This window comes from Rhodococcus sp. KBS0724 (genome assembly GCF_005938745.2).
GTDB lineage: Bacteria > Actinomycetota > Actinomycetes > Mycobacteriales > Mycobacteriaceae > Rhodococcus_F.
Genome location: NZ_VCBX02000001.1, coordinates 3,049,667 through 3,075,892, shown reverse-complemented (window position 1 = coordinate 3,075,892; position 26,226 = coordinate 3,049,667). Strand labels below are relative to the sequence as shown.

Annotated in this window: 23 protein-coding genes; 7 read left to right on the top strand and 16 right to left on the bottom strand. The window is 62.2% G+C overall.

Translation table 11 applies throughout. The features are described 5' to 3' along the window. Positions 1–17: 17 nt before the first annotated feature. From FFI94_RS14190 to FFI94_RS14165, 6 genes are all read right to left on the bottom strand, one after another. The gene (locus FFI94_RS14190) at positions 18–620 is read right to left on the bottom strand and encodes an A24 family peptidase (RefSeq protein WP_260684121.1); all 603 of its coding nucleotides are present in this window, start codon (positions 618–620) and stop codon (positions 18–20) included. A gap of 69 nt (positions 621–689) precedes the next feature. Beyond that, the gene (locus tag FFI94_RS14185; RefSeq protein ID WP_397495443.1) at positions 690–1,508 is read right to left on the bottom strand and encodes a shikimate dehydrogenase; all 819 of its coding nucleotides are present in this window, start codon (positions 1,506–1,508) and stop codon (positions 690–692) included. Continuing rightward, the gene (mltG, locus tag FFI94_RS14180; RefSeq protein WP_138868426.1) at positions 1,498–2,808 is read right to left on the bottom strand and encodes an endolytic transglycosylase MltG; all 1,311 of its coding nucleotides are present in this window, start codon (positions 2,806–2,808) and stop codon (positions 1,498–1,500) included. The genes FFI94_RS14185 and mltG overlap by 11 nt, the downstream gene beginning before the upstream one ends. Continuing rightward, positions 2,805–3,341, bottom strand: a complete 537-nt coding sequence (ruvX, locus tag FFI94_RS14175; RefSeq protein ID WP_138868425.1) for a Holliday junction resolvase RuvX — start codon at positions 3,339–3,341, stop codon at positions 2,805–2,807. The genes mltG and ruvX overlap by 4 nt, the downstream gene beginning before the upstream one ends. Before the next feature lie 2 nt (positions 3,342–3,343). Continuing rightward, complete coding sequence (gene alaS / locus FFI94_RS14170) at positions 3,344–6,016, bottom strand: alanine--tRNA ligase (protein WP_138868424.1); 2,673 nt, start codon at positions 6,014–6,016, stop codon at positions 3,344–3,346. A 91-nt stretch (positions 6,017–6,107) separates the two neighbouring features. Continuing rightward, positions 6,108–7,454: a replication-associated recombination protein A gene (locus FFI94_RS14165; RefSeq protein ID WP_260684486.1), complete on the bottom strand. Its 1,347-nt coding sequence runs from the start codon at positions 7,452–7,454 to the stop codon at positions 6,108–6,110. Positions 7,455–7,611: 157 nt separating this feature from the next. On the opposite strand from FFI94_RS14165, the gene FFI94_RS14160 reads away from it, so the two are divergent. Next, positions 7,612–7,992: a nuclear transport factor 2 family protein gene (locus FFI94_RS14160; RefSeq protein WP_138868422.1), complete on the top strand. Its 381-nt coding sequence runs from the start codon at positions 7,612–7,614 to the stop codon at positions 7,990–7,992. 59 nt (positions 7,993–8,051) lie between these two features. On the opposite strand, the gene FFI94_RS14155 is transcribed toward FFI94_RS14160, so the two are convergent. From FFI94_RS14155 to aspS, 3 genes are read right to left on the bottom strand one after another with little or no spacing between them, the layout of a single operon-like run. Further along, positions 8,052–9,230: a kinase gene (locus tag FFI94_RS14155; protein WP_138868421.1), complete on the bottom strand. Its 1,179-nt coding sequence runs from the start codon at positions 9,228–9,230 to the stop codon at positions 8,052–8,054. 54 nt (positions 9,231–9,284) lie between these two features. Continuing rightward, positions 9,285–10,250: a DUF389 domain-containing protein gene (locus FFI94_RS14150; RefSeq protein ID WP_138868420.1), complete on the bottom strand. Its 966-nt coding sequence runs from the start codon at positions 10,248–10,250 to the stop codon at positions 9,285–9,287. Positions 10,251–10,268: 18 nt separating this feature from the next. Next, positions 10,269–12,071 carry an aspartate--tRNA ligase gene (gene aspS, locus FFI94_RS14145; RefSeq protein WP_138868419.1) on the bottom strand — a complete coding sequence of 601 codons (1,803 nt, stop codon included), beginning with the start codon at positions 12,069–12,071 and terminating at the stop codon, positions 10,269–10,271. Positions 12,072–12,234: 163 nt separating this feature from the next. Between aspS and FFI94_RS14140 the strand changes: the two genes are divergently transcribed. From FFI94_RS14140 to FFI94_RS14130, 3 genes are all read left to right on the top strand, one after another. Then, the gene (locus FFI94_RS14140) at positions 12,235–13,155 is read left to right on the top strand and encodes a neutral zinc metallopeptidase (RefSeq protein WP_138868418.1); all 921 of its coding nucleotides are present in this window, start codon (positions 12,235–12,237) and stop codon (positions 13,153–13,155) included. A 75-nt stretch (positions 13,156–13,230) separates the two neighbouring features. Further along, a complete protein-coding gene (locus FFI94_RS14135) occupies positions 13,231–13,839 on the top strand; it encodes a helix-turn-helix domain-containing protein (protein WP_138868417.1) in 609 nt (202 codons plus the stop codon). Between the two features lie 2 nt (positions 13,840–13,841). After that, positions 13,842–14,579: an SRPBCC domain-containing protein gene (locus tag FFI94_RS14130; protein ID WP_138868416.1), complete on the top strand. Its 738-nt coding sequence runs from the start codon at positions 13,842–13,844 to the stop codon at positions 14,577–14,579. Between the two features lie 71 nt (positions 14,580–14,650). Here FFI94_RS14130 and FFI94_RS14125 read toward each other — a convergent pair whose 3' ends face one another. From FFI94_RS14125 to FFI94_RS14095, 7 genes are all read right to left on the bottom strand, one after another. Next, positions 14,651–16,087: a DUF2252 domain-containing protein gene (locus tag FFI94_RS14125; RefSeq protein WP_138868415.1), complete on the bottom strand. Its 1,437-nt coding sequence runs from the start codon at positions 16,085–16,087 to the stop codon at positions 14,651–14,653. Positions 16,088–16,133: 46 nt separating this feature from the next. Further along, positions 16,134–16,553 carry a DUF1622 domain-containing protein gene (locus FFI94_RS14120; RefSeq protein ID WP_138868414.1) on the bottom strand — a complete coding sequence of 140 codons (420 nt, stop codon included), beginning with the start codon at positions 16,551–16,553 and terminating at the stop codon, positions 16,134–16,136. A 57-nt stretch (positions 16,554–16,610) separates the two neighbouring features. Next, entirely contained in the window at positions 16,611–17,135 is a 525-nt protein-coding gene (locus FFI94_RS14115; RefSeq protein WP_138868413.1) for a cytochrome C5, read from the bottom strand. A 51-nt stretch (positions 17,136–17,186) separates the two neighbouring features. After that, on the bottom strand, positions 17,187–17,630 hold the full coding sequence (locus tag FFI94_RS14110) for an SRPBCC domain-containing protein (RefSeq protein WP_138868412.1): 444 nt from the start codon (positions 17,628–17,630) through the stop codon (positions 17,187–17,189). Positions 17,631–17,649: 19 nt separating this feature from the next. Beyond that, complete coding sequence (locus tag FFI94_RS14105; RefSeq protein ID WP_138868411.1) at positions 17,650–17,988, bottom strand: metalloregulator ArsR/SmtB family transcription factor; 339 nt, start codon at positions 17,986–17,988, stop codon at positions 17,650–17,652. Further along, on the bottom strand, positions 17,985–18,452 hold the full coding sequence (locus FFI94_RS14100) for an SRPBCC family protein (protein WP_138868410.1): 468 nt from the start codon (positions 18,450–18,452) through the stop codon (positions 17,985–17,987). Before FFI94_RS14100 ends, FFI94_RS14105 begins: the two co-directional genes overlap by 4 nt. Before the next feature lie 110 nt (positions 18,453–18,562). Next, positions 18,563–19,471 carry a hypothetical protein gene (locus FFI94_RS14095; RefSeq protein WP_138868409.1) on the bottom strand — a complete coding sequence of 303 codons (909 nt, stop codon included), beginning with the start codon at positions 19,469–19,471 and terminating at the stop codon, positions 18,563–18,565. Between the two features lie 215 nt (positions 19,472–19,686). Here FFI94_RS14095 and FFI94_RS14090 point away from each other — a divergent pair, with 215 nt between their 5' ends. From FFI94_RS14090 to FFI94_RS14080, 3 genes are all read left to right on the top strand, one after another. Beyond that, positions 19,687–21,147 carry an MFS transporter gene (locus tag FFI94_RS14090; RefSeq protein ID WP_138868408.1) on the top strand — a complete coding sequence of 487 codons (1,461 nt, stop codon included), beginning with the start codon at positions 19,687–19,689 and terminating at the stop codon, positions 21,145–21,147. A 76-nt stretch (positions 21,148–21,223) separates the two neighbouring features. After that, complete coding sequence (locus FFI94_RS14085) at positions 21,224–24,619, top strand: BTAD domain-containing putative transcriptional regulator (RefSeq protein ID WP_138868407.1); 3,396 nt, start codon at positions 21,224–21,226, stop codon at positions 24,617–24,619. Positions 24,620–24,754: 135 nt separating this feature from the next. After that, on the top strand, positions 24,755–26,140 hold the full coding sequence (locus tag FFI94_RS14080; RefSeq protein ID WP_138868406.1) for an FAD-binding oxidoreductase: 1,386 nt from the start codon (positions 24,755–24,757) through the stop codon (positions 26,138–26,140). Positions 26,141–26,226: the final 86 nt, after the last annotated feature.

Here is a 26,226-nt window from a genome sequence, read left to right as displayed (position 1 = left end):
ACCAATTTTGAAAACTGCTACCAGTTGGACAAAGCCAGTAGTGCGGCCACGCACATCGACGGACCATGAGGGATCTGCGATCGCCGAGGCAGCAGAACTGAAACGGCGAGGGTGATCACCGACGCCAGAAAAGCCGATAGCAGCCAGATCTGCGCGCCACCCAACCCGGTAATTGCGCCCAGCGGAAGTGCCAGTTTCACATCACCTGCGCCTAGGGATCCTGGTGAAATCAAGTGCAGCACCAGGTGGATTCCCGCCAGCAAAGCCGATCCAATCACCGCGGTCCACAACGCGCCCGAGCACGCCGAAACCGCCAGCACGACGGCATACCCCGCCAAGGTGAAACTGTTGGGTAATCGCCGCACAGATGCATCGACAGTCGAAATCGCGACACACCACCACACGAACACGAGGCCCGAAACAAGCTGCACCACAGATGAAGTCGCGCCGCCGACGAGAACCCAACCAATGGCGGCAGCTAACTCGGGAACTCCACGACGGACGAGCGCTCCCGCACTACTGTTGCGGCTAATCCACCGGTCCGCGAGAAGACGAGCACCACAACCAGCCACTGCACCCACAACTGCCAACACCACCAACGTCCACATGACACTGAGCATGCGACTGAACGTGCGTCACCCGCAGATGCCTGAATCGTGCTGTGGACTACCCCGCCCCTGTGGATGAAGCTAAGCGATCGCGGCAGCCATCGCTTCACGCGGAGCAGGCTTACCCGTGAACTGTTCAACCTGGCCGAAGGCCTGATTGAGCAGCATCGCCAGGCCGCCGATCACGGTGCCACCAACCGCCTCGACCGCCGAGGCGAGAGGCGTCGGCCAGGGGTTGTAAATCGCATCGAGGACAAACCGGGCCTGACCGAGTTGCGAGGCAAATGGCGCTGCAGCGTCAGCAGGAACGGTGCTCACCAGAACAGCCGAATCGGCGCAGAGAGAACCGAGACGAGGATCGTCGAAGGCAACAAGATCAATGTCCAAGCCAACCGCGGAACCACATTCGATGGCGCCCGATGCACGCCTGGGATCCCGGGCGACAACCGTCACGTTACGAACACCCATATCCGCCAGGGCAACCAGCGACGGCCGAGCAGTTCCGCCGGCACCGACAACAACAGCGGGGGCTCCGGTGAGATCACCGACACCACCGGCGATCAACGCACCGCTGACTCCGTCGACATCGGTGCAGTCGGCCCGCCATCCGCCGTCGATGCGCACCAACGTGTTTGCCGATCCGATGACAACGGCACGGGGGGTGCGCTCGGACGCGTATTCGAGGGCCGCGATCTTGCCTGGCATGGTGACAGACAGTCCGACCCATTCGGGTCCGAGTCCGTCGACCAGGGCGGGCAACTGCTCCCCTGTGCATTCGATCCGCTCGTAGGTCCAGTCGGTCAGACCCAATGCCTCGTATGCCGCCAGGTGCAGCAGCGGGGACTTCGAATGCTGAATGGGGCTGCCGAGAACCGCTGCCTTGCGCGCACTACCGACCACTATCGAGAATCCCGCTTTCCTGCGCTAGAACGATATTGGCGAGATGCTCGTCGTAACTGTGGGTGAAGAGCGTTTCGCCTTGCATGTTGATGGTGACGAAGTACAGCCAGTCACCGGGTGCCGGGGATTCGACCGCCTGGAGCGCTTCGATGCTCGGAGACGCAATCGGAGTGGCAGGCAATCCTGGCATTGCGTAAGTGTTCCACGGTGTCACTCGGGCACGATCGTCATCGGTCGTCGCAACTTCGGTGGTGTCGAGCGAGTAGTTGACCGTGGAGTCGAACTGCAACGGCTGATCGACGGCCAAGCGGTTCACGATCACGCGAGCGACCTTCGACATGTCGTCGGGCAAAGCCTCACGCTCGACCAGCGACGCCGCGACCAGCAGTTGGTACGGCGAGAGTCCGACACCGGATCCGGCTGTCAGAATGCCGGTGCTTTCGTACTTTTCAGCACTGCCTTGGACCAATGTCCGCAGAATTTCGGTCGGCGTTGCGGTGGGATCGAAATCCCAACTGCTCGCCGCTATGAGGCCCTCGAGTTGACGGTCTTTGTCCGGCACACCCTGCACGGATGACATCGCCCACGACGGAACACCCAATGAAGCAAGATCGGAAGATGCTCCCGCAGTGTTCAATTCGTCGGCAGTGACACAGGTCTGTGCACTGGCCGATCCGACGCAGCTGGCTTCCTCGATCAGGTTGTATATGCCCTTCTTGAGGGCTCCGGTTTGCGCATCACTGCTGTCATGGAGTTGACGGCCCGCGGCGACCACAACCAGGCCGACACGAGATTCGGGAGTCACCAATGTGTCCAGAGCTTCTGCCGCACTGCTTTGCACAGGCACCTGGTAGAAACCGGGCTGGACCTTCTGGATCTCCGCCGAGTTACTCACAGCCGCGTTGTAGAACGCCGCCGAACTGGCAACCACGTCCTTTTCGGCGAGCGTGGCACCGATCTCCGACGCAGTTTCACCAGGAAGGATCTGAATCACGACAGGCGCCCCGCCCGGACCGGCGTAATCTGCCGCCGCTTGCGTGCGGTTCATGTACCAGGTGGCGCCGTAGGCGCCGACGCCGAGAACCGCGATCACCAAAACGAGGACCGCGAGAACACCAACCTTCTTGCCACGTTTCGCTCGCTTGGACTGCGCTTCACGTTGCTTGCGGGCTTCAGCCCTGGACATGTGCGGCGGCTCGATGGTCTGAGGCAGCGCACGCATGACCATGGTCTCGTCGTTGTCGAAATCGAATGAACCGGTGGGCCGGCCGGAGCCGCCCTCATCCCACCGCCCGCTCACCGATCGGACTCCGACACAGGTGTGTCCCCCGACGACTCCCCTGGTTTCACTGCTCTACTCCGCTCGTCCAGCCAGCCTTGCAGGATCTCCACTGCCGCAGCCTGATCGATCATCGGACGCTGACCGCGAGCTTTGACTCCACTTTCGCGGAGGTTGCGCGCAGCCGTGACCGTCGTCAGTCGCTCGTCGGACAGTCGCACCGGAATCGGTTCGACGGCCCGCTGCAGTCGTTTTGCGAATGCAGTGGCGATGCCGGCGGCTTTACCTTGCTCGCCGCGCAGCGTCTGTGGCAGTCCGACGATAACCTCCACGGCCTCGTATTCGGACACGATGTCGATAATCCGCCGGATATCCGGCGCGTCGGGTCCACGTTGCTTGGAGCGAGGCACAGTTTCGACCGGTGTCGCCAGAATCCCGTCGGGGTCGCTGGACGCAACCCCGATCCGGACGCTACCGACATCGATCGCGACACGTCGGCCGCGGCCAGGGTCGTCAACGCCGGGGCGATCGGGACCCTGCACAGCCGCTGCCACCGTTAGCTGCCGCCCGCCAGTTCTGCGACCCGGTCCCGGATCGCATCGAGCGCCGCCGGGATTCCGGAGGCGTCGGAACCCGACCCCTGAGCCATGTCGGGCTTTCCGCCGCCGCGGCCACCGATCTTCGGTCCGAACGAGCCGACGAGGTCGCCGGCCTTCACACCGAGCGCCTGCGCAGCCTTACTGGTGGCAACCACGAATGGCACCTTGCCGTCGGCGTCGCCGAGCAACGCGACCACCGCGGGCTCCGAGCCCAGACGGCCCTTGATGTCGGTGACAAGTGTGCGGAGATCGTTGGCGCCGACACCGGCCGGTGCGGGTTCTGCGATCACGAGCACACTGCCGATGCGCTTGGCCTTGCCGACGAACTCGCCGGCTGCAGCCAGAACGGCCTTGGCCTTGGTCTGCTCGAGTTCCTTCTCCGCCACCTTGAGACGCTCGACAAGCGCCTCGACGCGAGCCGGAACCTCTTCGGACGGGACCTTGAGCGATGCGGACAGTCCGGCCAGGAGCGCGCGCTCCTTGGCCAGGTAACGGTAGGAATCCAAACCGACGTAGGCCTCGACACGACGGATCCCGGAGCCGACGGACTGCTCGCCGAGCAGCGTGACCTGTCCGATCTGAGCCGAGCTTCCGACGTGGGTGCCGCCGCAGAGTTCCATCGAGAACGGGCCGCCGATTTCGACGACGCGAACCTCGTCGCCGTAGTTCTCACCGAAGAGTGCCATGGCACCCATCGACTTGGCCTTGTCGAGGTCTGTCACAAACGTGTTGACGGCAAAGTTGGACGCGACAGCCTCGTTGGTGACAACTTCGATGTCCTGCTTCTGGGACTCGGAAAGTGCTCCCTGCCAAGAGAAGTCGAATCGGAGGTAGCCGGGCTTGTTGAGCGAACCGGCCTGCACGGCGTTGGGGCCGAGTACCTGACGCAGTGCTGCATGCACCATGTGAGTACCGGAGTGCCCCTGGGTTGCGCCCTTACGCCATTCGGCGTCGACGTGTGCGAGGACGACGTCGCCTTCGGTGATCTCGCCCTTCTGGACGGTGACCTTGTGCGTCCAGACCTTCTTGGCGATCTTCTGAACGTCGTTGACCTTGGCTTCGAGTCCCGGCGCCGTGAGCGATCCGATGTCGGCGATCTGTCCGCCGGATTCTGCGTAGAGCGGGCTGCGGTCGAGGATGACCTCAACCGACTGTCCGGCCTTGGCGACCGGCACCCGAACGCCGTCGACGATGAGCGCGAGAACGTGAGCTTCGGAGACCAACTCGTTGAAGCCGGTGAACTCAGTGGGACCACGATCGAGCAGTTCCTTGTACACCGTCAGGTCGGCATGCGCGTGCTTGCGCGCCTGAGCGTCGTCCTTGGCGCGCTTGCGCTGCTCGGCCATGAGGGTGCGGAATCCGTCTTCGTCGACGGTGAGACCGGCCTCGGATGCCATCTCGAGCGTCAGGTCGATCGGGAAGCCGTACGTGTCATGCAAGGCAAACGCCTGATCGCCGGCAATGATCGACTTTCCGGACGACTTGACCGTCTCGGCAGCATTCTCGAACAACGCCGATCCTGATGCCAGAGTCTTGAGGAACGCTGTTTCCTCGCCGACGGCAACATTCTCGATGCGCGTGAAATCGGTTTCGAGGATCGGGTACGACGGAGCCATCGTGTCGCGGACGACAATCATGAACTCGCGCATGGTGGGCTGCTCGCTGCCGAGCAGTTTTGCCGAGCGCACGATGCGACGCAGCAACCGGCGCAGCACGTAGCCGCGGCCGTAGTTGCCGGGATTGACGCCGTCCGCAATCAGCATCGCGGCGGTGCGGGCGTGGTCGGCGATGACGCGGAAACGAACATCAGAGGTGTGATCGGTGCCGTACACACTTCCGGTCAGCTCGGCAGCCTTCTCGATGACGGGGCGGAGAAGGTCTGTCTCGTAAACGTTTTCGACACCCTGCAAGAGGAATGCAACACGCTCGACGCCCATGCCGGTATCGATGTTCTTCTTCGGCAAGGGTCCGAGGATCGGGTAGTCGCCCTTGTTGGTGCCTTCGCCGCGCTCGTTCTGCATGAACACGAGGTTCCAGATCTCGATGTAGCGATCCTCGTCGGCTTCCGGACCGCCCTCGACGCCGTATTCGGCGCCGCGGTCGTAGAAGATTTCCGAGCAGGGGCCACACGGTCCGGGGATGCCCATGGACCAGTAGTTGTCCTTCATCCCGCGGCGCTGAATGCGCTCTTCCGGCACGCCGACCTCGTCGCGCCAGATGTTGAATGCTTCGTCGTCGTCGTGAAAGACAGTGGCCCACAGACGCGTCGGGTCGATGCCGTAACCGCCGTCGTCAACCGAACCGGTCAGCAGCGCCCAGGCATGCGAGATGGCTTCCTTCTTGAAGTAGTCACCGAAGGAGAAATTACCGGCCATCTGGAAGAACGTGTTGTGGCGGGTGGTGATGCCCACCTCTTCGATGTCCAGCGTGCGGACGCACTTCTGCACGGACGTCGCGCGCGAGTACGGCGGAGTCTGCTGGCCGAGGAAGAACGGCACGAAGGGAACCATGCCGGCGTTGACGAACAAAAGGTTCGGATCGTCGAGAATCAGCGACGCGCTGGGCACCTCGGTGTGGCCGGCCTTGACGAAGTGGTCGAGGAATCGCCTGCGGATCTCGTGGGTTTGCACTAACCGGTCCTTACCTTCATGAGCGTCGAACTGTCGTTGTCCAGCGTAGCGTGCAGGGACCTTACAGCTTTAACCCCGCACGATTACAGCTTCAACCCCGCACGATTCGGCGCAATTTTCCCACTCGATCGGCGATCTCCCGCTCATTTCCGTGGGCAGTCGGCTTGTAATAGTCGACACCGACCAATTCGTCCGGTGGATATTGCTGCCGGAGAACACCGTCGCGGCTCTCGTGCGGGTACTTGTAGCCGACCGCATTGCCCAATTTCTCGGCACCTTTGTAGTGACCGTCACGTAGATGCGGCGGTACGAGGCCCGACTTTCCGGCGGCCACATCAGCCATGGCCGCGCCCAGCGCCTCGATGACTGCACCTGATTTCGGCGCGGTCGCGAGATGGATCGTCGCCTGGGCAAGCGCGAGGCGTGCTTCCGGCATTCCGATCAACTGCACGGCTTGAGCTGCGGCCATCGCGGTTTGCAGTGCCATCGGGTCGGCCATCCCGATGTCCTCGCTGGCGTGCACCACCAGCCGCCTGGCAATGAAGCGAGGGTCCTCCCCCGCTGTCAGCATGCGCGCAAGGTAATGCAACGCCGCGTCGACGTCGGAGCCTCGAATGCTCTTGATGAACGCGCTGATGACGTCGTAGTGCTGATCCCCGGCGCGGTCGTACCGAACGGCAGCTTTGTCGACGCTGGCCTCCACCGTCGCGAGATCAACTTCGACGGGTCCCGGTTGGCCGCCTGCGGTGTCGAGCGCAGCACCGGCCGCCGCCTCGAGCGCGGTGAGTGCGCGGCGGGCATCACCCGATGCCAGTCGCACCAGGTGTTCCATCGCGTCGTCGGCAATGGTGACAGCACCGCCGAACCCTCGCTCGTCGCTTACGGCTCGCTCGAGAAGTTCCTGGACGTCCGCGGCGGTGAGCGCCTGCAATTGCAGAACCAGAGAGCGGGACAGCAGTGCCGACACCACGGAGAACGACGGGTTCTCGGTGGTGGCACCCACCAGCAGCACGATCCGATTCTCGACAGCGGCCAACAACGCGTCCTGCTGCGTTTTCGAGAATCGGTGCACCTCGTCGATGAACAGGACGGTTTGCTCACCGTTCAGGAGCCGGCGACGGGCCAGTTCGATCACACCGCGAACCTCTTTGACGCCGGCCGACAACGCAGACAACGCCTCGAATCGCCGACCGGTCGCGCCGGAAATCAACGACGCCAGTGTGGTCTTGCCGGTCCCAGGGGGCCCGTACAGAAGTACCGACGCGGCGCCGGATCCCTCGACCATTCTCCGCAGCGGCGCTCCGGGTCCGAGTAGGTGCTGCTGGCCGACAACCTCACCAAGAGTGCGTGGGCGCATCCGGACAGCCAAAGGAGCACTGGGCGGGACCGAGGACAAGGCACGCTCGGCTGCCGAGACCACATCTGGTTCGTCCACGATCTCGGGATCTTCCGGAGTTGCCTCGAACAGGCCGTCTTCTGCCACCACGCTGTCTTCAGCTTGCCAATCGCTCACAAAACGACGCTACTAGAAGGTACCGACGCGTCGAAGTCACATCTGGAACGCACAGCCGAGTCGAATTAGATAACGTGTCGCCATGAGCACTTCTGAGATCGCCACCGTCCTCGCGTGGCATGACGCACTCAACAGCCAAGACATCGACACGCTCCTGCAGTTGTCGAGTGACGACATCGAGGTGGGCGGACCCGATGGGGCTACGCAAGGATTGGCAGCACTGAGCGAGTGGGCTTCAAACGCCGGCTTGACGCTCGTTCCCGGCAAAATGTACGTCCACCACGGAGTTGTCGTTGTCGAACAGACTGCGACGTGGGCCGCAGAACCCGGCAAGAGCGCCACCATTGCGTCGGCGTTCCGGGTGGTCGAGGATCAGGTCACATCCACCTTCCGGCATCCCGATCTCGCGACGGCTCTGGCGGCAACGGACTTGTCCGAGGCGGACGCTCTCGCCGACAACTGAGATTCGGCACACAAAAGCGCCCGTGCTGAGCACGGGCGCTTTGTCGGTTCGTGGGAGTGTTACTCGGCGCGTTCGCGAAGAGCAGCGACAACCTCGCTCGCGTGAGCCTGCACAGCGGTGTTGCCCGCGAGTTCAGCCGATCGCGCCAACCGTGCCCACCGGCGCAGCAACGCATCCGACCGCGGAATCGACAGGTAGTGCTCTCGCACAGCAGCAATCCGCGAATGATCATTCGGCAGGAACATGTAAGTGCTCAGCCATACCCAGATGAGTTGAGCTTCGACCAGCCCACGACCCAGTTCGGCTTCGTCGGCGAGTGCCGGCCACAGGCCCACCACTTCCGAACGCCATGCGTCGACCATGGCCGACGCGCGCTCCTCGGTCAGATCGACGTTGCACAGGCATCCGGGGAAGGACACGAGCGCGTAGGTGATATCGAGAAGTGCATCTCGATATCCACCCCACTCGTAGTCGAGGAATCGAACACCCTCGCCGTTGACGATGATGTTGTCCGGGCACAGATCGGATGGGCTGAACGCACGGTATCGCCCGCCGCTGAACAGATTCTGCGCATGGTGGACCTGGTCGAGAACATTCGGATCGACGTCGACACCCAACGTGTTCGCCAACATCGACGGCACGTCGGTGACTACGCGCGCCACCTGATCAGCCACTTCGTCGGAACTGTGAACAACTTCGGCGCGTCGAAGCAGCGCTGTGAAATCTTCTTCACGGCCGACGGTGGCGGCGTGCATGCGACCCATTGCCTGGGCCATCGCCATCAACGTATTCGTGACGGTGTCGGAGTCGCTGTCCTGGAAGAGGACACTGATCGCGGTTGCGTCACCGAGGTCACTGAGCACGAGGAGTCGGGCACTCAAGTCGTACGCCAGGAGTTCCGCGCCGGGACGGGCGTCCTTGGCCAATGCGTTGGCAAATTGGTACGACACGGCTTCGCGCAGGAATGCGGTGTCGGGATCGAACACGTGGATTGCCTCAGCGGGCGGGGTAACGCCGTTCTTCACACCGAGATAGGGATCACGGACCTGCTTGATCACCAGGGTTCGGGGCAGGGAAAACGGGTTCTCGGCAACGCGAACGCGCAGCACGATGGTGCGTCCACTGCCACCGAGATCCGTGGGATCCACGAGGGTGACGGGTGCTCCGGTGCGGCGTGTGAGCAACTGCTCGGCAGCTGCCACAACTTCGGATACGGGGTCTGCCAGTAATACGGTCATCACTGATCAACTTACCCGTAAGTGACTGGAATCATGCGTCTTCGCCTCGCACCGTCAGTGCGCTTTCTCTTCACCGATCAGACCTGAAATGCCTTTCAGCGCTGCAGCAAACTCTTCATCGGCCTTCGTTTTGAACCACAACACGAGAGCGCAGGCGGTGACAATACCCAGCATGTTGACGGCGAGTTGCAGCGACGACAGGCCGGCGATACGCCATTCTCCGTTAGCTGCAGCAACTACCGCGAAACCGGCCGCCGGGACTGTTGTCACCGAGATGAACACGCCGACCAGCGCGGCGGATTTCGCCGATATCAAAGCCAACATTCCTGCGGAACCTGCCAGGAGAGCGACAACAAACGAAATCGGACCCACTTTGTAGATGAAATCGACTTGATGCAGTGATTCGAGAGTGGTTACGTCCATCCAGTCGAAGAACTTTACGACGAACGTGGCAAGCAGCGTGATGCCCATCGCGACAGGGAAGGCGACGACCAGCGCAAGAATCGACCGTCTGCGTAGCTTTCGATCACGTCGGACCAGGGCCACCGCAAGTGCTGCCAGGGGGCCGAATTCCGGCCCCACCACCATCGCGCCGACGATCGTAACCGGTGAATCCGTGACTACACCGATTGCCGCCAGGAGGCAGGCGATCGTTAGGAAAGCGACAAACAATCCGTTGAGAGTTGATTCCTCACGAGTGCGGGACAACAGTTCTTCCCACACCACAGTTTCCGCGCCGTCACCGGGAGCTTCGTGCTCAGCTTTGCGCGCCGACGCGGACAACACCGTCTCCACCGGAACGAGCGTCACCGCGCCTTGCTCGGGGATTCCGAGTTCCTTCATCGCGGCGATGACGTCGTTGGCTGATTCGCGGGCGACATCGGCCTGCACCAGATCGCCGCGCGGGTCGATCGCAGCGCCACGCAACATGACTGTGTGTGTGACACCACGTACCGCCTCGAGCGCACCGAGGACGGCCTCGGTGCGCTCGGACGGGCAGATCACCCTCAGGTGCAGCACGGCGATCTGGGGTCGGTTCTACTTGCTGTCTGCGGTGTCGCCACCGGCAGTGTCAGCCTTCTTCTCCGGCTTCGCGTCGACGCCGGATTCCTTACGCTGCTGCGCCGTGATCGGGGTAGGTGCATCCGTCAGTGGATCGACACCGCCGCCCGACTTCGGGAACGCGATGACCTCACGAATGGAATCCATACCGGCGAGGAGCGCGGTGATGCGGTCCCAGCCGAAGGCGATTCCGCCGTGCGGGGGTGCGCCGAAGGCAAATGCGTCGAGCAGGAAGCCGAACTTGTCCTGCGCCTCTTCCTCGGAAATACCCATCACCTTGAACACTCGTTCCTGAATGTCCTTGCGGTGGATACGGATACTGCCGCCGCCGATCTCGTTACCGTTGCAGACGATGTCGTAGGCGTAGGCAAGTGCCGTTCCCGGATCGGTATCGAACGTGTCGAAGAACTCCGGCTTGGGCGACGTGAAGGCGTGGTGCACAGCGGTCCACGCCGAGTGACCGAGAGCGACGTCACCGGACGCGGTGGCGTCGGCGGCCGGCTCGAACATGGGAGCGTCGACGATCCAGACGAAGGCCCAGGCCTTGGGGTCGATGAGATCCTTCTTGCGGGCGATTTCGCCGCGAGCAGCACCGAGCAGCGCGCGCATCGGCTTGGTTGCACCCGCCGCGAAGAAGATGCAGTCGCCCGGCTGTGCGCCGACGTGAGCGGCCAGGCCCTCACGCTCGGTGTCAGTGAGGTTCTTCGCGACCGGTCCGCCCAGTGTTCCGTCTTCGCCGACCAGCACGTAGGCAAGTCCCTTGGCGCCGCGCTGCTTGGCCCATTCCTGCCACGCGTCGAGTTGCTTGCGCGGCTGGCTTGCGCCACCCGGCATGACAACAGCGCCGACGTACTCGGCCTGGAACACGCGGAACGTGGTGTCCTTGAAGAACTCCATGCACTCGACGAGTTCGATGTCGAAACGCAGGTCGGGCTTGTCGCTGCCGTAGCGACGCATCGACTCGTTGTAGGTCATGCGCGCGATCGGCGTCTTGATCTCGTGGCCGACGAGCTTCCACAGTGCTGTCAGGACTTCCTCGGCCAACAGGATGACGTCGTCCTGGTTCACGAAAGCCATCTCGATGTCGAGCTGTGTAAATTCCGGCTGACGGTCGGCGCGGAAATCCTCGTCGCGGTAGCAGCGCGCGATCTGGTAGTAGCGCTCGATGCCACCCACCATGAGGAGCTGCTTGAAGAGCTGAGGGCTCTGCGGCAGCGCGTAGAAGCTACCGGGCTGAAGGCGCGCCGGAACCAGGAAGTCGCGGGCACCTTCAGGAGTGGAACGCGTCAGCGTCGGGGTCTCGACCTCGACGAACTGGTGGTGTGCGAGGACACCGCGAGCAGCAGCATTCACCTTGGAACGCAAGCGAATTGCGTGTCCGGGTCCTTCACGACGCAAGTCGAGGTAGCGGTACTTCAGACGTGCTTCCTCACCGACCTGATCGTCGAGCTGGAACGGCAGCGGAGCACTCTCGTTGAGAACCTCGAGTTCGGTGGCGTTGACCTCGATTGCGCCGGTGGGGATCTCGAAATTCTGGTTTCCCTCGGGGCGGACCTCGACCACACCAGTCACGCGAACGCAGTATTCCGCGCGCAGACGGTGCGCCTGCTCGGCGACCTCACCGGCCCGGAAAACTACCTGCGAAACTCCGGATGCATCACGGAGATCGATGAAGATCACTCCGCCGTGATCACGACGCCTGGCTACCCAACCGGTGAGCGTTACGGTCTGCCCTGCCTGCTCGGGTCGCAATGAACCGGCGAGATGTGTGCGCAGCACGGGATTCCTTTCGAACAACTTCAATAACCGACGACCGACTACTTTGCCTGCGATCCTACGGAGCGAACAGCCCAGACCGGAAACGCGGACCCGCCTCGCGTGCGAAGCTATGCACCAGAAGTGACGGCAAGCACTTGTTCACGACAGCAGAAAGCGGACATAGATGACCTTCAACGAGGGGGCCCGCGGTGAAGCGGGACGCGTTCAGGTTCAAGGCGGCGGGGGCGGTAGCCGGGGCAGCAAGCTGGCGATCGGCGGCGGCGCAGGTGGCATCATCGTGCTCATTCTTGCGCTGTTGTTCGGCGGAGATCCCGGTTCACTCCTGGGCACTTCCACCGAAACCTCGAGTTCCTCCAGTGGCCTCACCTCTGTCGACGACTGCACCGGTACCGACGCGAACAACGACGTGAACTGCCGCGTCACGCTCACGGTGGGAAGCCTCGACGACGTCTGGGAACAACAACTGATGAAACAGACCGGGACGGCATACGTGCGCCCGGAGGTAATCCTGTTCAGCGGATCGGTCAGCACTGGTTGTGGTCAGGCGACCAGCGAAGTCGGCCCCTTCTACTGCCCCGCAGATCAGACCGCCTACTTCGACACGAGTTTCTTCCAGTTGCTGGTCGACCGATTCGGATCCAGCGCCGGCCCCTTGGCCCAGGAATATGTGGTTGCCCATGAATTCGGTCACCACATCCAAAATCAACTCGGGGATATCAGCCGCGCACAGGCCGACCCGCAGGGTGCCGAGTCCGGAGCCGTACGTACCGAACTCCAGGCCGACTGCTACGCCGGCGTGTGGGCGCATTACGCCGATACGATTCCCGACGAAGCCACCGGCCAGCCCTTCTTGAAGACGCTGTCGCAGAACGACATCCGCGATGCATTGTCGGCAGCGTCGTCCGTGGGCGACGACCGGATCCAGCAGTCGACCAGCGGGCGGGTCAACCCCGAAGGCTGGACTCACGGTTCATCCCAACAGCGACAGTTGTGGTTTGCCGCCGGATACAAGACCGGTCAGGTATCCGCTTGCGACACCTACTCGGCGCGCGATTTGAACAACCCCGCAGCAATGGCCAAGTAGAACCCCCACACAAACCATTCCACCGACAACTATTTTTGTCTTGACAAGATTTACTGTCGGTGGGATGGTTTTCTCATGTTGGAAGTCGCAGTCATCGACAAACCCGCCGCCGCGGAAGCGTCACTCGACCCGGTCCGTCAGCAAATCCTGGCCGCACTGGTGACCCCGGCGTCGGCTGCTGCGCTGGCGCCCCTCATCGGACTGACCCGCCAAAAAGTCAATTACCACCTGCGAACCCTCGAGGAACACGGACTCGTCCATCTCGTGGAGGAGCGCAAACGCGGAAACATGACCGAACGAGTCATGCAAGCCAGTGCGGCGTCGTACGTCATCTCCCCCGCCGCGATGTCGGCGCTAGCTCCCGATCCACGGAAGTTCCCTGACCAACTTTCGGCGCGGTGGCTCGTCGCTGTTGCGGCCCGAGTGGTCCGCGAAGTCGGTGAGTTGATCGCCGGAGCAACCGCCGCTGGAAAACCCCTCGCGTCCTACGCCATCGACAGCGACATCACTTTCGCGAGCGCCACCGACAGAGCGGACTTCGCCCGCGAACTCGGCGAAGCAGTCAACGGACTGGTCGCCAAATATCACGACGGCAACACCGACAACGGCCGCCGGCACCGCCTTGTCGTCGCGCTGCATCCCAGCTTGAAACCGTCCACACACTCACCTGATTCGGAGAACTGACTATGTCGAAGAAGTTCGAAATCCGCCGCGAAGTTGTTGTACCCGGAACTCCCGAGCAGATTTGGGCTGCCATTTCCGCCGAAACCGCCGGATGGATGTTCCCGTCGCCTCTCGAGATCCCGGCCGACGGTTCCCGCCCCGACAGTCCCGTGATCGCCACGTGGGAACCGCCCACCGAACTCGGCATCCACATGGATGGTCCAGATGGCTGGTTCAATCACCTCGAGTACCTTGTCGAAGCCCGCGACAACAGCGCGGCCGTGGTGCGCTACGTCCATGCCGGCGTATTTGCCGACGACTGGGACAACCAGTACGACGGAGCCGGCAAGCACACCGACTTCTACCTCCACAGCCTCGGCCAGTACGTGCGCTACTTCGCCGGGCAGAACGTCACCTACGTCAGCGCCGAGGGACCGGAAGCATCCGGCACACCCGAAGCGATGGCAACCCTACGCAGCGCACTCGGGATCGGATCCGACACCGCCGTCGGCGACTCTGTGACTTTCGACGTTCCTGGAATCGGCACGATCACTGCTGTGGTCGACTACCTCAACGACTGGTTTGTCGGACTGCGCACCGACGATTCACTTCTTCGGTTCTACGGCCGAAATGCCTTCGGTGGCAACGTCGATGCCGCGCACCACCTGTTTGCTTCGAACGTCGATAGCGAAGCTGCCGCGGCAGCCTGGAATGCCTGGCTGGCCGGCGCCTACGCTGCGCCTCAAAACCTACAGTCGTAGGGCCGCGCGCCGACTGTTCCGGATCCCCGCAGGGCAGTCGGGAACATCAGTGGTGGCCGAAGTCAGGCTGATCAGATTCCGGTTTGTGCGGACACCCGTCCCTTGTCGATCGCTGTCAGTAGAGCAGCATGATCGCGAGCATTGCGTTTGGTGTACGCCGAGGCGAACTCGCTGATAGCGAAGTCGAATTCCGTTCCCTCGCCGAGATATTCGGCAATAGCGATGCGGTCACCAGATCGAGAGTGTGCATAAGCGAGAACACGAGCGCACAAACGCCCATACGCTTCCATACCTTCGGGTTTCATGCCTTCGATCACCGCTGATCCCTTGCCGTCGCGAAGTTGACGGATGTAGAAATCATGCTCCACCTCGTCCGGACCTGGCCCGCGCTCCCAACCGAGAAAGATGTCGCTGCTGGCCTGCATCAGCCGCTGACCGTTCACCACCCGCTCCCCCTCGTTCCGGAATATCGGCCCGTTCACGTAGCCGGACAATACTGACGGCAACGCCTGCTTGACCTGCAGGATCAACGGATCATCCGCGTCCCGACCCTTCATCAAGATCATCCAGGCCCGCGTGCCGACGCTGCCGACACCGACCACCTTGCGCGCGATGTGCATCATCTCGAAACTCTGCAGCAAAACGCGCCGGTCCCATTGAAGTGTGCTGCGATAGGAACGAACTCGTCCGCGGAGCACCTCCTCGACCTGCTCGAGAGCCGGTCCGTCGTACAATTCCTCCACTGGCACGATCAACGGCGGATCACTGATGAACCGCCTTCGGCCATCGACTATCTCGGTAAATTTCGACGCAGCTTGGATGTTGTCCCGTCGGCGTGCTTTATCAAGAGTCGACCGAGCCCGTTCGAGCATTCGCTTCTTGATCTGATTGCTCAACTCTTCGAGACCGTCCTCTGGTTCGATGTGCGAGTACCACACCGCGAGGTTTCCAAGTTCCGCCTGACGGATCATCGTTTCCCGATATTCTGCGGCGCAACCAAGCGTGATCTTCCGGCGTTCCTTACCTGAATATCCGTTGTCTTTACCTGCTATCGCCAAACTCGCCGCCAGGCGTTTGACGTCCCATTCGAAAGGCCCGGGGTAGGTCTCGTCGAAATCGTTGATATCAAACGCCAGCTTTCGTTCGGGCGTCGCGTAAACCCCGAAATTGCTCAGATGCGCGTCGCCGCACAGCTGCGTATTCATATCGGAATTCCGGTTGCGTGAAAGGTCGTCGCACATAACCAGCGCGGCCCCACGAAAGAACGAGAACCGCGACGCCGACATGCGGCCGTAGCGAATCGGCACCAACTCGGGCACTCGAGATTCGGCTTGCGATTCCAGGAGCGAAATCGGGTCGCGGTCGCTGTCGGCAAGTTCGGCCAACATCGCGAGCGGTGTATCGCGGCGCCCCTGCCGACCGTGCGCCCTCCGCTCGTCGACGGTGGGATGCTGCGCAGGAACTGCCTTGTCGGCTGGCGCTACCTTGTCGACCGGTACTGCAGTCATCTGCGCGACCTTTCACTCTTCGGGGCCTGCGGTGTTGACGGCCCTGCTACGGCTGCGAGGCGTCGGACGTCGCGCCACCACCTGATCCGCGTGCTGCGCGGACCAGCAATTGGGGACTCGACACCAACGCCTTGCGCCAAGGAAGTACCCCGTCGATCTCTATCTGAATCGACAGGCTCAGAACAGTTCGAATCAAGACGATCATGCCGAGTACGGCGGCATCTGTCAGCGACGGCGACGACGTTACGGTTTTGACGAGATCTGCAGCAACCAAAATCTCCAGTCCGAGAAGAATGACCGCGCCGAGGGTTTCCCGGAGAGTCTTGAATGCCGCGCCGCCGTTGCGAGTGCGAAACCACGAACGTCCGGCCACCACGAATGCAAAAACGAATCCGAGAACCATCGAGACAACACCAAGCACTTCAAACCATTCGGTGACCCACTCGAAGAACTTAATCTTGTCCATGTCGATGATTCTCGAGGTATATCGCTCAAAAGTCGAGCAAGCGCGCCGTTGACCGCCCTAGCGTTCACCAGTCGAACTCAGGTGATCCAACAAATCGTCGACAGACTCGAACTCTACGACCTCGTCATCGTCGTCCTTGTCGTCGATGACGACGTCGTCCACGGCAAATTCCTCATCGAGTTGGATTCGAATCCAACTGTCCGGGAACTGCTTCGGCGCACCGAACGAGAGCAATATCGCATCGTGGAAGACGACCACGGACTCGAGAGTCAGATCATCACGCAAATCAACGGTTTCACTCACCTGCTGATCTCCGACTGCGTCCTCGATCTCCCCGGCTACCTCGTTGACGAGCTGATCCCATCGCACGGTCGTGATGGCCAGCACTCGTTCGACAGCAGCAAGCAGCACACCAGTATCCATGTCAGACCGGTCGTCGAACTCGGGGTCGACGTTCACCGTCACGTCCGTTCCTGTGGCATGCATCCGAGCCACGCCGACGACGATTCCGTCGTCGGCGCGTAGCTCCGCGAGCAATCCTCGCTGAGCAATCTCGTCACCAAGCAGGGTAATCGGGTCCATGATTCACCAATCCACTCGAGTTGTGCTGCATCGTACCGGTTTAGGGGTCGCCTAATTCCAGTTGTCGATCTTGACGTCACGGGGATCTGGTGCGCCTGTGCCGGTTTCGACCATCGACTTCAGGCTCATCAGGAAGAGCGCCCATTTGGTGCTGCAATGGTGCATGAACTCCACGGGTTCTTTCCATCCTTCGTGCGTGAAGAGAACGACTGTGTAGTCGCCGTCGCGTTGAAGGTCCCACACCACTCGGGTGCCGATCCATTCCTCAGGCCCGTCGATCACCTCCCACACCACTCGTTTCGCAGGCGCGAGCTCTAACACCTTCATATCGAATCCGCCCGCTCCGAAGCGGAATTGGAGCGTCCCTCCAATATTCGGATCTCCGTGTGTGTCGGTGGCCCACCAGCCGGCAAGACCTTCGATCGTCGTCAGTGCCGCGTGCACATCGTCGATGGAGGACGACTTGATCGCGACCCTGTGCAAGATGTCGACCATTTCGATTTCCTTCCTCTTCTCAGTTCTTATTGTTTCGTTCGATTGCTTCTGCAATTCGCTTGATGCGCTGCAACCTGCCGTCCCACGTCGATCCGACAGCATTGAGTTGCGCTACGGCTCGCGCGAGTTGCGCGGGATCGACCCGGTAAAGCCTCTCCCTGCCCGCAGGCCTCACATGCACCAGACCGGCGCGGTCGAGCGCAGTGAGATGTTTCGCGACAGCTTGTCGAGTCACGGGCAGCTGTTCGCTCAGCGTGGTCGCCGTCCCTTCGCCGTCTGCCAGCAGCAGATCGAGCATTCGTCTCCGTGTCGGATCCCCGATCGCCGTCCAAAGGTCGTCGTCGACGATGAAATTCATCGGTTCGTCCCCAGGCTGCCGGCGTACTCGACGAGCCGCGGCAGATACAGGTCCCAACCGTCGACGTGCGAGTTGTATTGCTCCTCGAGAATGGCTACCTCCCAGCCCATTTCGCGAAACCCCGTTTCCGTCATCCGGACCGTCGTCCCCTCTCCCGAGGGAACGAGTTCGAACGTCACCAGCAGGGCGCTCCCGGGGATAGCCGCATCGTTTTCCAGATGAACCCATCGGAAGGAAAACAATCGAGGCGGCTGAGCGTCGACCACCGTGATCCGCGCGACATGCCCGTCAGTCGAGGATCTGTCACCCCACACGAGTTCACCAACTGAACCAGGGACCGGTTCCAGATCGACAACCTCGTCGGCCCACCACTCCTTCAAGTGCTCCGGACTGCTGATGACCTCGTAAACCACGTCCGGCGCGGCTTCGACGTAGATAGACCGCTCGATTCGTCCGTACTCCATGTCCGCAACCCCTTGTGCAACGTTTGGTTGCTAATCAGGCTATCGGTCCTCAATCGCAAGCGCAACCAAACATTGCGCGAGGATCTCCGAGAGGATCGGGGCGAGACCTGTCACTGAAAGTAGGACGCATAATCACCGAAAGGAACCTGACCCGTGGGGCTCGCCTTCACGGCGTCGGCAACCACTGACGGAATGGGAGACCAGTAAGCAGGCATCGCGGCCGCCAAGGAAGGATTCAATACGTAGAGCAAGGCGAAGTTCACCATCCAGAGCGGTGGCGCCATCGACATGCCCACCTGCGAACTCACACTCCCTTTGGTGTTGGTCACCAATTGAGCTGTGCCCGAAATTTGTTGCGAGGCAAAGCCGTAGACGGCTTGCACGGTGTAGGCCGACTGGTAGAGCGCTATCAGCGATCGGCTCGCACCGTTATTCCTCAACCAGGTGCCCACAAAACCGCCTGGAGCGATCAAGGAGTTCACCTGCCTCGTCGGAGCGTCTGCGTTGGCCGGGCTTTCCAGCAATCCACTGGTATTCACATAGAGCCCGTAGCTGGCCAAGACCGACGGTGTGGGCCGGCCGTCGACATCCGAATAGAGGGGAAGTCCGGTGGTATTGGTCAGGATCCGGACACACGCGTCGATCACCTCGGCAGCGTCTCGGCTTCCACCGACTCCGCCGCCCGTGATGAGGTCGCGGTACTGCTGCTCTGACAATGCGTCTGCCCTGTCCAGCCCGATCCGTCCGGCAATCTCGTCCGCCCATTGCTGACCGAGCGGCTGATTGAGCTGACTTGGATCGGCGAGTTGCGTCGGTGCCAGGGTCTCGTAGCCGGGTGCCCCGACAAAGGGGATCACGAACCCGGTGTCGACTGCCTCTGCGACTGGCTCGGCGCTAGCCGTCTGAGTCGATGCCAGGGACAGAATGCACACCCCGACCAATGCCAGAACCGACACGGCTCCGCGGTGGGATCTTGCTCCGCGTCGATTCCTCGGACTTGGTGAACTCATTCCGCGCATTCGTCAACCTCCCGGAGAATCCTGCGGGCAAATCAACACGAGCTTGTGTCTCAGTCAAACTCCGACGCTCGCTCTGTGTCAATGCATTGCTTGTACGTCGCATCACGCTCACGACGGAAGACCATGAATGTTCCAAGAATTTCGCCCGATTTGTCCCAAGCGTCGAAGCGCAGAGTGTGCCGAGTACTCACTCCTTCGATACCTCAGGACGGGCCATGACCGCACCGATCATTCCGAAGACCGCCATAGTTAAGACCGCCGCCGTACGGCGAGCCACCCTGCTGGCAGTCTGCGTCAGTACCGCGATGCTCATGCTCGACATCGCCGTGGTCAACACCGCACTGCCGTCGATCGCGGTGGACCTGAACACCGGCGTCAGTGCCCTGCAATGGGTGATCGACGCGTACACCTTGGCACTGGCGACAGTGGTTCTCAGCGCCGGATCGTGGGCTGACAGGAGAGGTCGACGGTGCGTGTTCCTCCTCGGAATTCTGTGGTTCACCACGGCTTCGCTGCTCTGCGCGGTCGCACCGAACATCTGGGTACTCGACATCGCGCGAGCAGCGCAGGGTATCGGCGGCGCAGTGCTCTTCGCGTGCTCCCTCGCATTGCTGGCGGACGTGTTCGAGAAGGGACCACAGCGCGCAACGGCATTGGCTGCCTATGGCGCCACGATCGGCGGCGCGTTTGCCGTCGGCCCACTGGTCGGCGGACTACTCACCGATTTGTTGGATTGGCGCGCAATCTTTTTGATCAATATCCCGATCGGGTTGATCACACTGGCTTTGACGGTGCGGTGGGTTCCCGAATCACGCGATCCTCGACCTCGCGGAGCGGACATACTCGGGCAGATTCTGGTGTCGACAGGTCTGGCAGCGCTGGTTTTCGGATTGCTGCGCGGCAACGAGGCCGGGTGGACCGAACCCGCGCCGGTGACCGCCGCGGTGATCGCTACAGTCTCCCTGATCGGCTTCTACCTGCACGAACATCGCACTGCCGAGCCGATGCTGCCGCCGCATCTTCTCGCCAACCGAGCCTTCGCCGGAGCGCAGATCGCGGCGTTCTCGATTTCGGCCTCCCTGTTCGCGGTCTTTGTCTACACGACGATCTACCTCCAGAACGTGCTGCATCTGTCTCCGGTGGACGCCGGCTTGGTCTATCTACCGGCAACGGTTGCGATGTTTGTTGTCGCGGGTGCCACCGCGAAATTGGACGGCCGCATCCCCGTCGCGATCTCGCTGACCTGCTCCCTCATCCTCGTCTCCGTAGGTCTGGTCATGATGACCGTCGTCGACGAGGCGAGTTCTCCGTACGCGATACTCCCCGGATTCGTCGTCGCCTGCGTGGGCGCCGGAGTGTTCAATCCCGTCATGAGCGGGCTGGTTCTGGGCGAAAGTACCTCGAACCATTCAGGATTGGCGGCGGGGATCAATGACGCGTTCCGTCAGACCGGCATCGCGGTCGGAGTTGCGGGGCTCGGTGCGTTCTTGCCGGCGCAGTCGATGCTGCCGGGTGGATCGCCGCACGAGTTCGTCAGCGGACTTCAACTCGCGCTGTTCGTCGCTGCCTTCATCGCTGCTCTCGGTGCGCTCGTGTGCGCGGCGACGCTGCGCACCACCCGCGCCGACCGGACTCCTTCCGCGGAACTCACCAAGGTCCTGTCGCCCACAAGTTGACCGTTTTGTACTGCATGTATGGATTTCAGTCCTTAGAATCGAACCGTCCTGCGTCTGCGGGTACGAGGGGATACAGATGATCTATCGACTACTCGGGCCGTTGGAAGTTGCACGAAGTCCCGCGGCGAGTGACGTGATCGATCTGGGCCCACGGAAGCAGCGAACAGTGCTCGCTGTCCTCCTCCTCAACCGGGGTCGCGTCGTGTCCACCGACCGATTGATCGACGCTCTCTGGCAGAACGACGCGCCCGCCAGTGCGATATCCAGCATCCAGGCCTACATCTCCAACCTTCGCAGAGCACTCCGCACAGAAACAGGTGCGACGTCACCGATCGTGCGTCAACCACCCGGATACCTTCTCGACATCCCTGCGGCCGACGTCGATCTTTCGGGCTTTCTCGACGACGCCGAATCCGCGCGACAACACGCTGAGAACGGGGAGTGGCGGGATGCGTTGACCACGACTGGCCACGCTCTCGGCGCGGTCCGCGGGAAACTCCTCGACGACCTGAGCGACGAGCATTGGGTGGAGGTGGAGGCCGCGGCATTCGAAGAGGTACGGACCGAATGCCGCGAGACCCGGATAACAGCGCTCCTCGCCTTGGGCCGGTTGGCTCCGGCGTTGGTCGACGCCGCCCAACTCTGCAGCGAATACCCGTTTCGTGACCGGACCTGCTGGCTGCGCATGGTGGCGCTGCACCAGGCGGGACGGTCGCCGGAAGCCTTGGAACAGTTCCACTCACATGCGTCCCGCCTGGACGCCGAATTAGGGCTGGAACCCGGCGGGGAACTGACGGCACTTCAAGGCGCAATACTGCGCCATGAGCCAGGCCTGGCCGCTTGGCCCCGAGTTCCGGGATGGACCGGCGCAGAGCATGTTCCAGCACCCACCACTCCCCCGGTACCCGCGCCGCCCCCTGATCCTCTGCCCACCCGACTGTTTTTCGGGCGCGACGCGCAGTCGAGCATCACCGCCGCGATGCTCGACGACGTCCGGCGCGCCTTGCCCCGTTGGTTGACACTGACTGGTCCGGCGGGGATAGGAAAGACCCGATTTGCCGAAGAGTGCGCGGCCAGAACAGCATCCGCTCACGGGCGAGCCGTCTGGGCACGGTGCCCCGAGGACGACGGAGCACCGCCATGGTGGCCGATCAGGCGGCTGGTTCGCGAACTCGGCGCCGACGCTGACATCGTGTTGACCCCACCCACCGACGTGGACCCCGACGAGGCCAGATTCGCTGTCTACGAACGGGTTCGCACCACACTCGAATCGGCGGCCACCGACACCCTACTGACCGTGGTCATCGACGACATTCAGTGGGCCGATCCAACTTCGATTCGTTGCCTGACCTATCTCGTCGGCGCCCTATCGCGCGGCAGAGTCTGGTTCGTGTTGACACTGCGCGACTCGGAGGTCGGACCCACGGTGCGCAAACTCCAGGACGCCGTGCTCCACGGTGAAGGGAACCGGCACATCGTGGTCCCGGCATTGGTCCAGACCGAGGTGGCGGCCCTCGCCAGTTGTGTATCCGGGGAAGAACTCGACGAGACGGAAGCGCGAATTCTCACAGAAAGGACTGGCGGCAATCCACTGTTCGTCTCGGAGTACGCCAGGCTTCCTCGGAACGAACGACTCGGCGACAGCATTCCGAGCGCAGTTCGGTCTGTACTCGGCCGTCGGCTCGCTGCCGTGGAACCGGCGGTACTGCAGGCCCTTCGGGTTGCGGCGGTCATCGGCGACGCCATCGAGATGGACACGTTGACTGCAGCGACAGGACTCGACCTCGACACGCTCGCCGACTATCTCGACGAAGCCGCCGACGAACGAATCATCGTTGCCGACCCGGGGATCGGAGGTTATGCCTTCGCCCACGGCCTTCTTCGAGACGAAGTACTCGAATCGATACCCGCTCTGCGCCTTCAACGTATTCATGCCCGAGTTGCCGAAGTGCTTGCAGACTCGCCTGATCCGGACCGGTTGAGCCGGCGCGCACAACATCTGATGTCGGCACTACCCCTCGTCGATCCACACATCGTGTTGGCGGCCTGCACGGCAGCAGCGCAGGATGCGACCGACAGGTGGAGTTCCGAAACGGCCGCGGAGTGGTGGGAAGCCGCGGTGCACGCATTCGACCTACTGCCTGCTTCCCAGCAGTCGGCTGACGCCCGGGACGATCTGTTGGTGGCCAGAGTTGAGGCTCTTGCACGGGCTGGGCGTGGGCAAACGGTGCTCGACGTCGTGAATGCCGGTCTCCTCGATGCTGTTCGGGAAGATCGAACGTCCGCTGTCGGACGGCTCGCGGGTGCATTACTTCGCGCTGCCGGCGCCTGGCCTTGGGTTTCGTATGGCAGTGATCCTGGCCCACTACTCGAACGGCTCGCAGCGGTTGAGCCGCTGGTGGAGAACGACAGAGCGGCTCATGCACGGGTTCTTGCCGCCTTGGCCGTCGGTAGTTGTTACCACTCTGACGCGGCGGTCCCCGACCGTTGGAGCACACAGGCGCTCGACATCGCTCGCGATCTCGGCGATCCTGACGTCATAGCCGACGCCCTTCTCGGGCGGATTCTGCTGTTCTCCGGAGTCGCAGTCCACAGCATCGAATCGACGCGGCTACTGCACGAGCTTTTCGAGCTACCACATCATCAGTCGCGCGTGGACGACGTCATAGCCCACGCGGTCGCCAGCATGACGCTGATGAATCTTGCCGACGTCGACGCCGCCGTCACACACGCTCGGCACGGCATCATCGGCTGCGATCTGTTGAGGCTCCCCGTCATTCGAGTCCAATTGCGCTGGATGGAAGCAACTCTCGCCGAGTGGCGAGGAGACTTCGCGCAGGCGCGGCGACAATACGAGACGGCCAGACAAATCCACCTGCAGACCGAGTTGTACACCGCGGGGAGCGCGGACCTGGCATTCAACACCTTGGAATGGGAACGAGGCGCTTTGGCGCAATCGGATCCCGGTGTTGTCGAGCCTGATTCATGGAGCATCGCCATTGCCGGCGCACGCGGCGATCGAGTATCCGTCACCGCAGGCATCGAACAGTGGCTGATGAATCTCGGGCCGCAGACGTGGACAACTCTTGGCCACCAGACGTTGCTCGCACGGGTCGTCGCAGATCTGGAATTGATCGAGTACGCCGATACGTTCATCGACCTGCTCGCACCGCACACCGATCGCATCGCGACGGTGGGACATGTGGGCGAACTGGGCTCCGTCGCCGAAGCGTCCGCACGCCTGCACGCGCTCCTGGGTCGCGCCGAACAGGCGTCGACGCTCCTCGATCAGGCAGAAATGATCGCTGCCGACTCCGATGGTGTACCCACGCTGCTCCGATGCCGACTGCTTCGGGCTCAGCTCCAACCGCCGTCGAGTGAGCGGGATCGGGAACTGGCCGCCATTGCAGCCGAATCGAAGGATCTCGGGATGACCGACATCGCCGAGCGGGCACTATCCATGGCTTCCTGAACGACGAATCTTCCTGAACTGCGAAGATGCGCTTGGAGAAAACTTGGATCCTGCCGAGTTTTCCCGTCAAGAACCAGCCAAGCGCATTCGGACATTCTTCCTACACACCCGAAAGACGGATGAGAGAGGAAGATCATGAACCTTCAGCCCCCCACGCTCGACACCACACTGGAATCGCTGCGCACAGAGGTGACCGGATCTGTGGCGCTACCCGGCGAGGCTGGATACGAATTGGCAACTCCGTGGAACGTCGCAGTACCGGTGAACCCGCGGGCCGTAGTGGCAGTGGAAAACGCGCAGGACATTGCTGCCACAGTACGGTTCGCAGCAAAGCACAACCTCCGCGTCGCTGTTCAACGAACCGGCCACGGTGCGGTATCCCTGGGCAATGATGTTCTCCTCGTGCATACCGGCAAACTGACCGAGTGCGTCGTCGATCCCGTATCTCGCACAGCCAAAATCGGAGCCGGACTGATCTGGCAGAACGTCATCGACGCCGCAGCACCGCACGGTTTGGCGCCATTGACCGGGTCGTCGCCCACCGTCGGTGTCGCCGGCTTCCTCACGGGAGCCGGTATCGGTCCGATGGTCAGAACGTACGGACTCTCGTCCGACCATGTCCGGTCATTCGACATCGTCACCGGTAGTGGCGAACTCGTCCGCGTCACCCCGGACGAGCATGCCGAATTGTTCTGGGGACTGCGTGGCGGCAAGGCAACTCTCGGCATTGTCACCTCGATCGACATCGAGCTCATGCCGATTACCCACTTCTACGGCGGCGCGGTCTATTTCGACGGGGCGGATGCACCCGCCGTGGCACACGCCTGGCTGGACTGGTGCGCCGACCTTCCCGAGCACAGCTCCACCTCTATCGCCTTTCTTCAACTCCCGCCGCTCCCCCAGGTTCCGCCGCCACTAGCCGGGCGGTTGACGTTTGCCGTCAGATTCGCGAGTCTCACTGACGAAGCCGAGGCAGCAGAACTCATCAGCCGAATCCGTTCGGTGGCAACACCGCTGATCGACGCCGTCGGCACGTTGCCGTATGCAGCCATCGCGGCAGTACACGCCGATCCCGTAGATCCGATGCCGACACACGAATCCACTGCACTGACCACCGACCTGTCACACGAGGCTGTCGACGCCCTTCTCGGCGCCGCCGGGCCCGGGTCTCAGTCCCCGCAAACCGTCGTAGAACTACGTCTTCTGGGCGGCGCTCTGGCTCGGGAACCGAAGCACCGCAGCGCCTTCTGTCATCGCGATGCTGCTTTCACGTTGTTCACCATCGGAGTTCTGGCGCCGCCTGTGGCCGATGCAGTAGTTCCGCATGCCCAGGCCTTGGGACGCGCGATGGCACCCTGGACCACCGGACGCGCACTGCCCAACTTCGCGCCGAGCGACGACCCCGAGCAGATTGCCCGCACGTACGACGAGGACACCGCGCACTGGCTCAGCGCGCTGGCGAACACTCACGATCCGAGCGGCGTCCTAGCAGTCGGCCAGGTCATGCGGCAGATCCGATGAGAACCGCTTGGGGCGTGTGGGAGCGGTGAAATCGAGCTTCGATGGAGTGCTCAGGTGCCGCAATAGTCGGTATCGGCGCCCTCCAC